The sequence below is a fragment of the Streptomyces sp. NPDC031100 genome (assembly GCF_055570785.1).
In genome coordinates this window covers 340,571-354,225 of sequence record NZ_JBVIGN010000008.1, presented here as the reverse complement: position 1 = coordinate 354,225, position 13,655 = coordinate 340,571, and the positions used below count along the sequence as shown (strand labels likewise).

The following is a 13,655-nucleotide window of genomic DNA, read 5'->3' as shown; positions in this document are numbered from 1 at the left end:
GTCACTCCACTCGGTCTGCAGGCCACCCGGGCCCGGTTCTCACCCCGGCCACACGATCGCCTGCACCTCGCTGTACGCGTGCAGGGCGTAGGAGCCGACGTCGCGGCCGACGCCGCTCTTCTTGAAGCCGCCGAAGGGGGCCTCCATGTTGCGGGCGACCGTGTTGATGCCGACCCCGCCGGCTCGCAGCTGCCGGGCGACCCGGAAGGCGCGGGCCACGTCACCCGACCAGACGTAGTCGATGAGGCCGTAGTCGGAGTCGTTGGCGAGGGCCACGCCCTCGTCCTCGTCGTCGAAGGGGATGACCGACACCACGGGCCCGAAGATCTCCTCCCGGGCCACCCGCATGTCGTTCGTGCAGTCGGCCAGGAGGGTGGGGCTCGCGTAGAACCCCCGCTCCAGGGAAGGGCGTTCGCCGCCGACGACCACTGTCGCGCCTTCCTTGCGGCCGAGTTCGACGTACGACTCCACGCGCGCCCGGTGCTCGGCGGAGATCACCGGGCCCACGACCGTGTCCGGCTCCCGTGGGTCCCCCACCTTCAACCGGCTTGCGTAGGCGGCCAGGTGCTCGACCAGCCGGTCGTAGACCCCTCTCTGTGCCAGCACCCGTGTCGGCGCCGTACAGATCTGCCCGCTGTAGAAGGAGAACGTGGTCCCTATCCCGGCAACCGCCGACCGGAGGTCCGCGTCGTCGAAGACGACCGCCGCCCCCTTCCCGCCCAGCTCCATCAGCTGGCGTTTCATGTCCCGTCCGCACGCCTCGGCGATGCGCTGTCCGACGGCCGTCGATCCGGTGAAGCTCACCATGTCGACGTCGGGAGAGGCGACGGCGGCCTCACCGACTGCCGTGGCTCGCCCGGAGACGACGTTCACGACGCCCGCCGGCGCACCGGCCGCCTCCAGCGCCTCCGCCATCCGGTAGACGGACAGCGGGTCCTGCGGGGCCGGTTTCACGACCACGGTGTTGCCCATCGCCAGCGCGGGGGCGACCTTGCCGGCCGGGTTCGCCCAGGGGTTGTTGTACGAGGTGATGCAGGTGACGACCCCGACCGGCTGGCGCACGGCCAGCGCGCCCATCACCCCCGCCCTGCCCATCGGCCCGGCCTCGTTGATCTGCGGCGCGACGGCCCACTCGGCGGGCTCCACGCCGGCGTACCGGCGGAACCGGGCGACGGCCACCCCGACCTGCATCGCCCGGGCCGTCCCCGTCGTCGCCCCGGTCTCGGCCCGCGCCAGCTCGGCGTACGGGACGAGCCGGCCGCGGATGATCTCCGCGGCCCGCCCGAGCACCGCGGCCCGCTCCTCGGGCGCCGTACGCGACCACGGCCCAAGCGCCTCCCGGGCCGCGGCACAGGCCGCGTGGACCTGCTCCTCCGAGGCCTCCGGCGCCTGCCCCACCGTCTCCTCGGTGGCCGGGTCGGTCACCGGGTAGTACCCGGCGTCCGGCTCCACCCACTCCCCGCCGACGAACAGCCGCTGCCCCTCGCTCACCTGGTGCTCACCGTCCCGGTGTCCCGCCCGGACCGCAGCACCCGGCCCGGTACGGCCCCGCTGACCACGTCGTCCCGGATCGCCTCGACCCCGTTGACCCACACGGCCCGTACCCCGAGCGCCTTCGAGTCCAGCCGGGGGCTGTCGCCCGGCAGGTCGTGCACCAGGGTGGCCTGGCCGGCGGCGATCCGCTCCGGGTCGAACAGGACCAGGTCGGCATGCCAGCCCTCCCGCACCTGCCCCCGCTCCCGCAGCCCGAAGAGCCGCGCCGGGTCGTCGGTCAGCATCTTCACCGCCTGCTCCAGACCGACCAGCTTCCGGCCGCGCAGACAGTCCCCGAGGAACCGGGTGGTGTACGGCGCCCCGCACATCCGGTCCAGATGCGCGCCCGCGTCCGAGCCGCCGAGCAGCACGTCCTCGTGCTGCCAGGTCTCGGCCCGCAGGGCCCAGGAGGCGGGGTCGTTGTCGGTGGGCATCGGCCACAGGACCGTACGCAGATCGTCGTTGGCGCAGATCTCCACCAGGCAGCTGAAGGGGTCCTGCCCGCGCTCGGCGGCGATGTCACGGACCACCCGGCCGGTGAGCCCGCGGTTGGCCTCGCTGTAGGTGTCCCCGATGACGTACCGCCCGAAGTTCGCGAGCCGCCGGAAGACGCCCGCCTCCTTCGACTCGGCCCGGCGCAGCAGCTCCGCCCGGACGGCCGGGTCCCGCAGCCTCGCGATCCGCTCCGGCACCGGCAGGCCGAGGATCGGCCCCCACCCGGGGATGAGGTTCAGGGCGCAGAAGGTGCCCAGGGACATGTTCATCGGGGTGAGGATCGGCATGGTGAGCGCCACGACACGCCCGCCGGCCTTCCGCGCCCGCTCGCTCGCGCTGAGCTGCCGGGGCACCCGCTCCGGAACGGCGGCGTCGATGGTGAGGACGTTCCAGTTCAGGGGCCGTCCCGCCGCCGCACTCATCTCCACGAACAGATCGATCTCGGCATCGCTGAACTGGTCCAGGCAGCCGGCGACGATCGCCTCGATCTGTGTGCCCTCGTGCTCCCCGACGGCCCGGGCCAGCGCCAGCAGCTCCTTGGGCCGGGCGTGCCGGGAGGCCACGGGCTGCCCGTCGCCGTCGGAGTGCGTACTGGACTGGGTCGTGGACAGCCCCCAGGCGCCTGCGTCCATGGCCTCGTGGAACAGCCGCAGCATCTGCTCGAGCTGCTCCTCGCTCGGCTGCCCGCCGACGGCCTGTGCACCCATCACATACCGCCGCAGCGCACAGTGCCCCACCATGAACCCGGCGTTGACCGCGATCCGCCCCTCCAGGGCGTCCAGATACTCCCCGAAGGAGTGCCAGCTCCAGGGCGCCCCCTCCTCCAGCGCCACCAGGGACATGCCCTCCACCTTGGACATCATCCGGCGGGTGTAGTCGGCGTCCTCGGGGCGGTCGGGGTGGAGGGGCGCGAGGGTGAACCCGCAGTTCCCGGCGGCGACGGTCGTCACCCCGTGATTGAGGGAGGGCGTGGCGTACGGGTCCCAGAAGAGCTGGGCGTCGTAGTGGGTGTGCGGGTCGACGAAGCCGGGGGTGAGGACGAGACCGGAGGCGTCCTCGGTGGTGCGGGAGCCCTCGGTGATCCGGCCGACGGCGGCGATACGGCCGTCGTGTATGCCGACGTCGGCGGTGTACGCGGGCGCACCCGTGCCGTCGACCACGGTGGCGCCCTTGATCAGGTGGTCCAGCATGCCAGGAGTCCCCTCATACGGCCTGACGGAACCGAGTCGTCCGATGCACCGGATCCGTGTCGATCTTCGGGATCACGTGCTCACCGATGAGCCGAATGGTCTGCAGCGTCTCCTCCTTCGGCACCCCCACCGGCAACCCGAAGCTCAGCTGATCCGCCCCCGCCTGCTCCCAGCGCTTGCACTGCCGCAGCACCTCGTCCGGGTCGCCGCAGATCAGCAGCTCCTCCTCGATCAGCAGCTCGACGAACTCCGGCGTGTACTCGGGCAGCGTCTCCGGCCACACCGGGAACCCCTCGGGACGGGGGAACGTGTCGTGGTACCGGAACACCAGCGAGGGCAGATAGTGCAGCCCGCCGTTCACGGCGATCTCGATGGCCTCGGCGTGCGTCGGCGCACAGATCGCCGTGGTCGTCACCATCACGTTGTCGTTCACGAAGTCCCCGACGGGCTCCGCGTTCACGACCGCCGTCTTGTACTGCTCCAGCACCCACTCCATGTCGGAGACCTTCTGGATGCTGAAGCCGAGCACGCCGAGCCCCTTCTTCGCGGCCATGGCGTACGAGGGCGGCGACCCGGCCGCGTACCACATCGCCGGGTGCGACTTCCCGTACGGTTTCGGCAGGACCTTCCTCGGCGGCAGCTGCCAGTGCTTGCCCTGGAAGCCGGCGTACTCGTCCTGGAGCCACATCTTCGGGAACTCGGCGATGGTCTCTTCCCAGATCTCCTTGGTGTAGTTCATGTCGGTGATGCCGGGCAGGAAGCCGAGGATCTCGTGGCTGCCGGCGCCCCGCCCGCTGCCGAACTCGAAGCGTCCCTCGCTGAGGTGGTCCAGCATGGCGACCTTCTCGGCCACCTTCACCGGGTGGTTGACCTGGGCGAGCGGGTTGAAGATCCCGGAGCCCAGGTGGATCCGCTCGGTCGCGTGGGCGAGGTAGCCGAGGAAGACGTCGTTGGCGGAGAGGTGCGAGTACTCCTCCAGGAAGTGGTGCTCGGAGGCCCAGGCGTACTTGAAGCCGGACTGGTCCGCCTGGATGACGTACTCGGTCTCCTCCATCAGTGCCTTGTGCTCGGCCAGCGGGTCGGTCTCGGCGCGCTTGCCCACGTATCCCTGTACGAAGAGCCCGAATTCCACGGCGGTTCACCGTCCTCAAAGTATCTGACGTATCGTCAGTTTCTGCCTGTTGGCCGACTGTCGCACCGGCTGCAATGACCGTCAATACCTGACGGATGGTCAGATGATGCTGACCCCGGCCAGCCATCCCCCGTCGATCACGAACGGCTGCCCGGTGATGTACGAGGAGTCGTCCGAGGTGAGGAAGAGGGCGAGCCGGGCGACCTCCTCCGGCTGCCCGACCCGGCCGAGCGGCACGAGCTTGCGGTACAGCTCGTCCAGGGCGCGGCTCATCTCCTCCGGGTCCGCGTCCGGGTCCAGCCGGGCCGGGTTCGACATCGCGGTGTCGATGGCGCCCGGGCAGATGGCGTTGACCCGGATCCGCCGGGCGGCCAGCTCCAGCGCGGCCACCCGGGTCAGCCCGAGCACGGCGTGCTTGGTCGCCGCGTACGTCCCCACGGCAGCCATCCCGGTGAGCGCGGTGTACGAGGCCGTATTGACGATGGTCCCGCCGTCCGCCAGCTCCGGCGCCACGGTCTTCATCCCCAGGAAGCAGCCGACCTGGTTGACCTGCACGACCTGCATGAACTCGTCCAGGGGCGTGTCCACCAGGGCGTTGAAGCGCAGGATGCCCGCGTTGTTCACCAGCCCGTCGATGCGCCCGTACGCCTGCTTGACGGCGCCGACGGCCTCCCGCCAGCCCTCCTCCGTGCCCACGTCGAGATGGACGTAGAGGGCCCCTATCTCCTTGGCGAGCGCCTCCCCCAGCTCGTCCAGCACATCCGCTACGACGACGCGCGCGCCCTCCTCCCGGAAGAGCCGCGCCTCCTGCTCGCCCTGTCCGCGGGCCGCCCCGGTGATGACGACGACCCGCCCGTCCAGCTTGCCCATGTCCGCTCCTCAGTCCAGTCGGGGCGCGACCTCCGCCCCGAACGCGCCGATCTGGTCGATGAGTTCGCTGCGGCTCCGGCTGCGGAACCGCACCTGGATCTGGTGCACGCCGAGTGCGCGGTACGCCCGCAGCGACTCGGCGATCTCCTCCGGCACCCCGGTGAGGGTGCGCCGCCCGACGTGCCAGTCGGCGTGTCCGACGTACAGGGGCTCGGTGATGGCGCCGATCGTGAGGGGCCCCGCGATGCCCGCTTCCTCCCGCAGGGCCTTGATGCGGGCGATCTGGCCGGGCAGCCGGTCCCTCGGGTCGCCCTGGGGCAGCCAGCCGTCGCCCTTCAGGGCGGCCCGGCGAACGGCCGCGGGCGAGGAGCCGCCGACCCAGATCGGCACGTGCTCCTGCGCGGGCCGGGGCCGCTGGCCCAGGTCGGCGAAGTCGTACAGCTTGCCGTGGTGCTCGGGGAACTCCTCGGACCCGAGGGCGGCCCGCAGCGCATCGATCGCTTCGTCCAGCACGGCCCCGCGCCGCTCGAAGTCCACCTGGAGGGCCTCGAACTCCTCCCGCACATGCCCGGCGCCCACGCCGAGAACGAGCCGCCCCCCGGAGAGGTGATCGAGGGTTGCGTACTGCTTGGCGCTGAGCAGGGGGTGCCGAAGGCCCACGACGGCCACGTGGCTGAGCAGCCGGACGCGCTCGGTCACGGCGGCCAGATGGGCGAGGGTGGCGACCGGGTCGTACCAGACCGTGCTCATCGCCGGGGCCAGCCGGCGCGGGATGGCCACGTGGTCGCACGCGGCGACGTAGGCGAACCCGGCCCGGTCCGCGGCCCGCGCGATCTCGACCAGGTCGGCGGGCCCGGCGGCGGCCTCCCAGCCCTCGGTGTAGAGGGTGCTCTGGGACTGGACGGGCAGCTGGATGCCGTACGCGAGGCCGCTCACCGTGACCCGCTCCACAGCCCGTCCGCCGTGAGCCCGAGCAACTCGATGGCGTTCCCTCGTACGATCCGCTCGACCACATCCGCCGGCAGGTGCCCCATCTGGGCCTCGCCGACCTCGCGGGACTTGGGCCAGGTGGAGTCGGAGTGCGGGTAGTCGGTCTCGTACAGGACGTTCTTCATGCCGATCGCGTCGAGGTTGCGGAGCCCGAAGGCGTCGTCGAAGAAGCAGCCGTAGACATGGTCGGCGAAGGTCTCGGACGGGGGCCGGTGGACCTTGTCGGCGACGCCGCCCCAGCCGCGGTTCTCCTCCCAGACGACGTCCGCGCGTTCAAGGATGTACGGAATCCAGCCGATCTGCCCTTCCGCGTACATCACCTTCAGGTTCGGAAAGCGCTCGAACTTGCCGCTCATCAGCCAGTCCACCATCGAGAAGCAGCAGTTGGCGAAGGTGATGGTGGAGCCGACGGCGGGCGGGGCGTCCTCGGAGGTGGAGGGCATCCGGCTGCTGGAGCCGATGTGCATGGCGACGACCGTGCCGGTCTCGTCGCAGGCCGCGAGGAACGGGTCCCAGTAGTCGGTGTGGACGGACGGCAGCCCCAGGTGCGGGGGTATCTCGGAGAAGGCGGCGGCCCGGACGCCACGGGCGGCGTTCCGCCGGACCTCCTGGGCGGCGAGGTGGGCGTCCCAGAGGGGGATGAGGGTGAGCGGTATGAGCCGCCCGTGCGCCTCGGGCCCGCACCACTCCTCCACCATCCAGTCGTTGTAGGCGCGCACGCACAGCAGGGCGAGGTCCCGGTCCCGGGCCTCGGTGAAGGTCTGGCCGCAGAAGCGCGGGAAGGTGGGGAAGCAGAGGGCGGACTGGACGTGGTTGACGTCCATGTCGGCGAGGCGCTGCACGACGTCGTAGCTGCCCGGCCTCATCTGCTCGTAGGTGATCACCTCGAGCCTGATCTCGTCCCTGTCGTAGCCCACGGCGGTGTCGAGCCGGGTGATCGGCCGGTGCAGCTCCTCGTAGACCCACCAGTCGCCCATGGGTCCCTCACCCCCGGGCTCACCCATGACGGGCTTGAACCGCCCGCCCAGGAAGGTCATTTCCTTCAGCGGTGCGCGGACTATGCGTGGCCCGGCGTCCAGGTACTTCTTCGGGAGCCGGTCCTGCCAGACGTGCGAAGGCTCCACCGTGTGGTCGTCGACGGAGATGATCCGCGGGAAGTCGCCCTGCCCGCTCCGGGGGTTCTGGGTGTCCATGGCGCTCACGGTAGCGCTGATCTGACGACCCGTCAGCTATCGTGGTCGGCCTGCTGTGTGAGGAGACCGTGTGAGGACCTTGTGTACTGAGGTGTGCCGGTCTGTGATCGGCGCCTCCCCCGGCTGACGCAACCACCCGGAACAAGGCAAACTGACGGGGTTGTTCGATGTGTCTAGGGGGGCGAACGCATGGACGGTGGGCCGCGAGTGCCTGAGCAACGGCGTCCCGGCTCCGCGGCCATCGCGGGACCGGCGGCGTTGCGCTTCAGCGTGCTCGGTCCGGTGCGGGCCTGGCGCGGCGAGGAGACGCTGAACACCGGCTCCCCGCAGCAGCGGGCCCTGCTGGCCGCCCTGCTGCTCCGCGAGGGCCGTACGGCGACGGCGGCGGAGCTGATCGACGCACTCTGGGGCACCGAGCCCCCGTCACAGGCGCTGGCGGCACTACGCACGTACGCCTCCCGTCTCCGGAAGATCCTGGACCCCGGCGTCCTGGTGAGCGAGTCCGGCGGCTACGCGGTGCGTGCGCTGGGCGAGGGCGCGCTGGACCTGGCGGTGGCGCAGGAGCTGGCGACGGAGGCGGAGAAGTCCCGGAACGCCGGGGATCTGTGCCACGCGCGGGAGGTGCTGAACCGGGCCCTGGCCCTGTGGGACGGCGAGCCGCTCGCCGGAGTCCCGGGCCCGTACGCGGACGCCCAGCGGGTTCGCCTGGAGGAGTGGCGTCTGGGGTTGCTGGAGTCCCGCCTGGACATGGACCTGGAGCAGGGCTGCCACGCGGAGGCGGTCTCGGAGCTGACCGCCCTCACGGCCGCGCACCCGCTCCGGGAGAGGTTTCGCGAACTGCTGATGCTCGCGCTGTACCGCAGCGGGCGCCAGGCGGAGGCCCTTGCCGTGTACGCGGACACGCGGCGCCTGCTCGCGGAGGAGCTGGGGGTGGACCCGCGGCCGGGCCTGCGGGAACTGCAGCAGCGGATCCTCCAGGCGGACCCGGCCCTGGCCGAACCCTCCACTCCGGCCGCGGAGCCGGCGGCAGCCCCCGTGCGCCCGGCTCAACTACCCGCCTCTGTCCCGGACTTCACCGGCCGCGGGGCCTTCGTGGACGAACTGAGCGAGGTGCTGGCGTCGGCGTCGGACGCGTCGACGGCGGGCCGGGTGATGGCGGTCTCGGCACTGGCCGGGATCGGGGGCGTCGGCAAGACGACGCTGGCGGTCCACGTGGCCCACCGTGCGCGCCCGGCATTCCCGGACGGGCAGCTGTACGTGGACCTGCAGGGGGCGGGGCCGCGCCCGGCGGAACCGGAGACGGTGCTCGGATCGTTTCTCCGCGCCCTGGGCACGGCGGACTCGGCCGTCCCGGACTCGCTGGAGGAACGGGCGGCCCTCTACCGCTCGGTCCTGGACGGCCGCCGGGTCCTGGTCCTGCTGGACAACGCGAAGGACGCGGCACAGGTACGGCCGCTGCTGCCCGGGACGGAGGGCTGCGCGGCCCTCGTGACCTCCCGGGTACGGATGTTGGACCTGGCCGGGGCGCATCTGGTGGACCTGGACGTCATGTCCCCCGACGAGGCGCTCGCCCTGTTCACGAAGATCGTGGGAGAGGAGCGGGTGGCCGCGGAACGGAAGGCGGCGCTGGACGTCGTGGCCGCGTGCGGCTTCCTCCCCCTGGCCATCCGCATCGCGGCCTCCCGCCTGGCGGCGCGCCGCACATGGACGGTGTCGGTGCTGGCGGCGAAGCTGGCCGACGAACGGCGCCGACTGGATGAGTTGCAGGCCGGTGACCTGGCGGTCAAGGCGACCTTCGAGCTGGGGTACGGGCAACTGGAGCCGGCCCAGGCCCGTGCGTTCCGCCTGCTGGGGTTGGCGGACGGCCCGGACATGTCGCTGGCGGCGGCTGCGGCGGTCCTGGATCTGCCTGCCGAGGAGACGGAAGACCTCCTGGAGTCCCTCGTCGACACGTCACTGCTGGAGTCCGCGGCACCTGGCCGCTATCGCTTCCATGACCTGGTCCGGCTCTACGCGCGTGCCTGTGCGGAGAGGGATGAGCAGCCGCCCAGTGAGCGGGAGGCTGCGATGTCGCGGTTGCTGGACTTCTATTTGGCTACGGCGGCGGGGGTTTATGCGATTGAGCGGCCGGGGGATCGGTTGGTGGATCACCTGGAAGCAACGGAGTACCCAGGGCTGATCTTCGAGGACCGGCACCAGGCCCAGGACTGGCTCTACGCCGAGGCAAACGCACTTCTGTCCTGCGTACGGCAGTCCATCGAGGGCAGCAGGCTGCGAAGGGCCGTCGACCTGCTGTGGGTGGCCAAGGATCTCACGGAGTCCGGGGCCAACTCCCGGGAGTACGAGATCGCAGCCAACGAGGCACTGGAACACGCCCGTTCCGCGAACAATCTCCGCGCGGCCGGCCGTGCCCTGACGGCACTCACCGACGTCCACCTGGTCGCGGGACGGTTCGACCAGGCCGACGCCGCGGCCATCGAAGCCTTCCGCATGGCCCAGGACGCCGACGACCCGGTGCCCCGGTGCTGGGCGCCCAACACACGAGGCATCATCGCCCTCTACCAGGGTCGGCACGTCGAGGGCGAACGTCATCTGACGCTCGCGATCGAGAACTTCCGCAGCAACGAGAACCGCCCGGGCGAGGCGAGCGCGCTGTGCAACCTGTCGCGCATCCACCTGGCCACCGGGCGCGTCGACAGTGCCGTCTCCCTGGCCCGCCAGGGCATCGGCATCTACGACTCCACCGGGAACGCCCTGCGGGGAGCGAACGCGCGGTACGCCCTGGGGCTGGCGCTGACCCGCAGCGGGCAGCTCGACGAGGCGGTGGAGAGCCTGCTGTCCGCCCTGGAGACGTTCCGTGACAGCCGGCAACGGCTGTGGGAGGGCATGACGCTGTTCCGGCTGGCGGAGGTCGACCTGGCCGCGCACCGTCCCACCCAGGCCGCCTCCAACGCCGAGTTGGCCCTGCGCACGCTGCGCAGCATCGGAGGAGAGTGGCGACGTGGGCTGGTCCTCACCGTCCTCGGCCGTGCCCTCAGCGGGATCGGTCAGTCTGGACGGGCCCAGGTGTGCTGGCAGGAGGCCCTGCAGCTCTACGAGGAACTGGACGCGCCGGAGGCGGACGAGGTGCGTGCGCTGCTGACACCGTCGGCTGCGGCGTGATCAGCGCCGGGGACGGCTGCCCGGGCGTTCATCGAACGTTTATCGCCTCACGGCATTGTCGGTCTCATCGATCCGACGCGTCGGGGGGCAGTCGGTTCGACCGCAGGTCGCACGGTTAATCTGAGCGGCTGCACGCCCGTCCGGCGTCACTCGGGGGAGTCGTCGGACGGGCCTTAAACCTCTTGCCTGAACGGATTCCGGGGAGCAAAGCATCATGAGCGACAAGAAGACCGAGCCCGTCGTGAAGCCGCTGGACCAGCACGCCACCGGCGAGAAGCTCACGACTCTCGACCAGCACGCCACGAACGAGCCGCTCACGACGCTGGACCAGCACGCGACCGGCGAACCGCTGACCACCCTGGATCAGCACGCCACCGGCGAGGAGATCACCACCCTCGACCAGCACGCGACGACCGAGCGCATCTGAACCGACCACACCCGACGGGGATCGGCCGCGGCGGCGCGGAGGGGGAGCCGCCGCGGTCGTGGTGTGTCCGGGCCCAGGTTGTCCACAGGCCCACAGGGCCGACTCGCCTCCATCGGCACACTGATGCCATGCAGCACGGCCGCACCTTGGGGGACCTCACCGACGACGGCCTGCTGCTCACCTCACACGCCCTGCAGGCCGGCTGGTCTCGGGGCTCCCTCTTCCGCCGGCTCGCCTCGGAGGGGTGGACCCAGCTCCGGTCCGGTGTCTGGGTCGAGGCCGGGAGGGCCGTAGACCTTTCTCTCCGGCTGAGGGCCGAGCAGCTTCTCAAGCCGCGGCTCGTCGCGAGTCACCGCTCGGCCGCCCGGCTGTGGGGGATCGAGACCCTGGCCGTCGGCTCTCCCGACGGCTTGGAGTTGGAGTTCACCGACCCCAAGGGCAGCCACGCCCAACGGGTTTCCGGCGTACGGGCCTACCGCCTCCCCCTCACCAGGACCGACGTGGTCGACCTACGCGGCCTACGCGTGACCGGCGTCCGCCGCACCCTCGCCGACCTCCTCCGCACCGGCCCGAGGGATGACGCCCTCGTGGCGGTCGAGTCCGCGCTCACCTACCGCAGGGTCAACGGGTCGCGCCGACCGCCGCTCACCACTCTGCCGGCCCTGTCCCTCTCCCTCGAGGCTCCGCTCCGGGGAGCCAACCGAGCCCGCACCTGGCTGAGCCTCGTCGACGGCAGCGCCGGCTCACCGGCGGAGACGATGGCGCGCTTGCACATGTACGACGCCGGCCTGCACCCGGAGACCCAGGCCGAGGTCCGCACCCCTGACGGCCGCCGCCGCTACCTCGACTTCCTGTTCCGGGCCGAAGGACTGGCAGTCGAGATCGAGGGCTACGCCTACCACGGCACCCGCAACGCTCACCGGCAGGACATGGCCCGCTTCAACCAGATCCTGCAGTGTCCGGAGGTCCGCAGCCTCCTCCGCTTCGGCGCGCCACGGTCACTGACCAACTCCCTCCCCGCAACCCCGCCCCACCTCAACCCCGCCCCACCTCAACCCCGCCTCACCGCACCCGCAACTCCCCCTTGACCACCTTCCCGCTCGCATTCCGCGGCAGTTCCCCCACGAACTCCACTGTCCTCGGCACCTTGTAGTTCGCCATCTCGCGCCGCGACCAGGCGATCAGGTCGTCCCCCGTGAGGACTGAGCCCGGGCGGCGGACGACGAACGCCTTGCCGACCTCGCCGAGGCGCGGGTCCGGTACGCCGATCACCGCCACGTCCGCCACATCCGGGTGTACGCCCAGCAGTTGCTCTATCTCCGCCGGGTACGCGTTGAAGCCGCCGACTATGAACATGTCCTTGAGGCGGTCCGTGATGCGGAGGTTGCCGGACGGGTCCAGGACGCCCACGTCGCCCGTGCTCAGCCAGCCCTCCGGTGAGATCGCCTCCCGCGTCGCCGCCGGGTCCTCGTAGTAGCCCCGCATGACGTTGAAGCCCCGGACCTGCACCTCCCCGGGCGTGCCCGGCGGTACCGGTGTGCCTCCCGCGTCGACCACCTTCACCTCCGTACCGGGGATCGCCCGGCCGGAGGTGGACGCGATCACCGACGGGTCGTCGCCGCGGCGGCACATCGTGACGATGCCGGTCGCCTCGGAGAGGCCGTACGCCGTCAGGACCGTGCCCACGCCGAGTTCGCCGCGCAGGCGTTCCACCAGCCGGAGCGGCACCACCGCCGCGCCCGTCACCACAAGCCGCAGCGCCGAGAGGTCGTGGGCATCCCGGGACGGGTGGTCCAGGAGTGACTGATGGAGGGTCGGGGGGCCCGGCAGGACCGAGATCCGTTCGGCCGCTATGTTCGCCAGGGCCGTGTCCACGTTGAACACCGGCTGCGGGATCATCGTCGCCCCGCGCATCAGGCACGCGATCACCCCGGCCTTGTAGCCGAAGGTGTGGAAGAAGGGGTTGATGATCAGGTAGCGGTCCGTGGTGCGCAGGCCCGCCAGGTCCGCCCAGATCTCGTACGCCGTCAGCGTCTGCTCGTGGGTGATCATCGCCCCCTTCGGGCGGCCCGTCGTCCCCGAGGTGAAGATGATGTCCGACAGGCAGCCGCCGTCCAACACCTTCCCGCGAGCGCGTACTTCGGCGTCGCCGACCCCCTCCCCTCCCGCCAGGAAGTCCTTCCAGGTGCGGAAGTCCTGTGGGGCGTCCTCCGAGAGCACGACCACCTGTTCCAGCGCCGGCAGCCCGGGCAGCGGGTGGCCGGCGCCCTCGGAAGTCCCGGCCGCCCGCCGCAGCGACGCCACGTACGACGTGCCCAGGAACGTGCCCGTCACGAACAGCAGCCGGGCCCCGCTGCGGCGCAGCACGTCCGCCGCCTCCGTGCCCTTGAAGCGGGTGTTCAACGGCACCAGCACCGCACCCGCCGACACCGCGCCCAGCGCGGAGACGATCCAGTCCAGGGAGTTGGGGGCCCAGACCGCCACCCGGTCGCCCACCTGCACGCCGCTCGCCAGGCAGGCCGCCGCCGCGCGCTCCACGCGGGCGCCGAGTTCCGCGAACGTGATCCTCGTACGGCCCTCGACCACCGCCTCGGTGTCCGCGTACCGCTCGGCCGACCATCGCACCAGACCCGGGATGGTGCCCCAGTCACTCATAGCAGCCC

General features: G+C 71.3%; 10 protein-coding genes. 3 read left to right on the top strand and 7 right to left on the bottom strand.

Annotated features, from left to right (window positions below):
- Positions 1 to 39: 39 nt before the first annotated feature.
- The 6 genes from ACZ5DS_RS24265 to ACZ5DS_RS24240 form a co-directional block, all read right to left on the bottom strand.
- Positions 40 to 1,491 (bottom strand): aldehyde dehydrogenase family protein, encoded by a 1,452-nt coding sequence (locus tag ACZ5DS_RS24265; RefSeq protein WP_468242037.1) that lies wholly within the window; start codon positions 1,489 to 1,491, stop codon positions 40 to 42.
- A complete protein-coding gene (locus ACZ5DS_RS24260; protein WP_468242035.1) occupies positions 1,488 to 3,218 on the bottom strand; it encodes an N-acyl-D-amino-acid deacylase family protein in 1,731 nt (576 codons plus the stop codon). Before ACZ5DS_RS24260 ends, ACZ5DS_RS24265 begins: the two co-directional genes overlap by 4 nt.
- Before the next feature lie 13 nt (positions 3,219 to 3,231).
- Entirely contained in the window at positions 3,232 to 4,350 is a 1,119-nt protein-coding gene (locus ACZ5DS_RS24255) for an LLM class flavin-dependent oxidoreductase (RefSeq protein ID WP_468242033.1), read from the bottom strand.
- Positions 4,351 to 4,449: 99 nt separating this feature from the next.
- A complete protein-coding gene (locus ACZ5DS_RS24250) occupies positions 4,450 to 5,220 on the bottom strand; it encodes an SDR family NAD(P)-dependent oxidoreductase (RefSeq protein WP_468242032.1) in 771 nt (256 codons plus the stop codon).
- A 9-nt stretch (positions 5,221 to 5,229) separates the two neighbouring features.
- A complete protein-coding gene (locus tag ACZ5DS_RS24245) occupies positions 5,230 to 6,156 on the bottom strand; it encodes an LLM class F420-dependent oxidoreductase (RefSeq protein WP_468242031.1) in 927 nt (308 codons plus the stop codon).
- Positions 6,153 to 7,403, bottom strand: coding sequence for an amidohydrolase family protein (locus ACZ5DS_RS24240; RefSeq protein ID WP_468242029.1), 1,251 nt, complete (start codon positions 7,401 to 7,403; stop codon positions 6,153 to 6,155). The genes ACZ5DS_RS24245 and ACZ5DS_RS24240 overlap by 4 nt, the downstream gene beginning before the upstream one ends.
- A 189-nt stretch (positions 7,404 to 7,592) precedes the next feature.
- On the opposite strand from ACZ5DS_RS24240, the gene afsR reads away from it, so the two are divergent.
- The 3 genes from afsR to ACZ5DS_RS24225 all read left to right on the top strand — a co-directional run bounded on the left by afsR (position 7,593) and on the right by ACZ5DS_RS24225 (position 12,080).
- Positions 7,593 to 10,565, top strand: a complete 2,973-nt coding sequence (gene afsR / locus ACZ5DS_RS24235) for an SARP-family global regulator AfsR (RefSeq protein WP_468242027.1) — start codon at positions 7,593 to 7,595, stop codon at positions 10,563 to 10,565.
- 214 nt (positions 10,566 to 10,779) lie between these two features.
- A complete protein-coding gene (locus ACZ5DS_RS24230; RefSeq protein ID WP_468242026.1) occupies positions 10,780 to 10,992 on the top strand; it encodes a hypothetical protein in 213 nt (70 codons plus the stop codon).
- Between the two features lie 128 nt (positions 10,993 to 11,120).
- Positions 11,121 to 12,080, top strand: a complete 960-nt coding sequence (locus ACZ5DS_RS24225; protein ID WP_468242024.1) for a hypothetical protein — start codon at positions 11,121 to 11,123, stop codon at positions 12,078 to 12,080.
- Here the strand turns inward: ACZ5DS_RS24225 and ACZ5DS_RS24220 are convergent.
- Complete coding sequence (locus ACZ5DS_RS24220) at positions 12,055 to 13,647, bottom strand: FadD3 family acyl-CoA ligase (protein WP_468242023.1); 1,593 nt, start codon at positions 13,645 to 13,647, stop codon at positions 12,055 to 12,057. The genes ACZ5DS_RS24225 and ACZ5DS_RS24220 overlap by 26 nt on opposite strands.
- Positions 13,648 to 13,655 lie beyond the last annotated feature (8 nt).